The organism is Ectopseudomonas khazarica, assembly GCF_004521985.1.
Taxonomy (GTDB): Bacteria; Pseudomonadota; Gammaproteobacteria; order Pseudomonadales; family Pseudomonadaceae; genus Aquipseudomonas; species Aquipseudomonas khazarica.
Genome location: NZ_SBHZ01000045.1, coordinates 1 through 447, shown reverse-complemented (window position 1 = coordinate 447; position 447 = coordinate 1). Strand labels below are relative to the sequence as shown.

Below are 447 nucleotides of genomic sequence, written 5' to 3'. Positions count from 1 at the left end.
TCACTATCCTGCAACAGTCAGTCAACAAGGCACTGAAAAAAAACCTCATTGCTTATGTTCCGCAATCGGAAGAAGTGGACTGGTCATTTCCGGTGCTGGTAGAAGATGTGGTGATGATGGGACGCTACGGCCATATGGGCTGGCTACGCCGTCCCACTGCGCATGATCACGCCTGTGTTGACGCCGCGCTGGCGCGGGTGGATATGCAGGAGTATCGTCACAGGCAGATTGGCGAGCTGTCCGGCGGGCAGAAAAAACGTGTGTTTCTTGCCAGGGCCATCGCTCAGGATGGACAGGTGATCCTGCTGGATGAACCTTTTACCGGCGTGGATGTAAAAACCGAAGCGCGAATCATCGATCTACTGCGGGAACTGCGCGATGAAGGCCGCACGATGCTGGTCTCAACGCATAATCTCGGCTCCGTCACCGAGTTTTGCGACTATACGG

At 55.0% G+C, this 447-nt stretch carries 1 pseudogene; it reads left to right on the top strand.

From position 1 onward, the window contains the following. Positions 1–447, top strand: a pseudogene (gene sitB / locus EPK82_RS24650) (iron/manganese ABC transporter ATP-binding protein SitB); the annotation flags it as partial.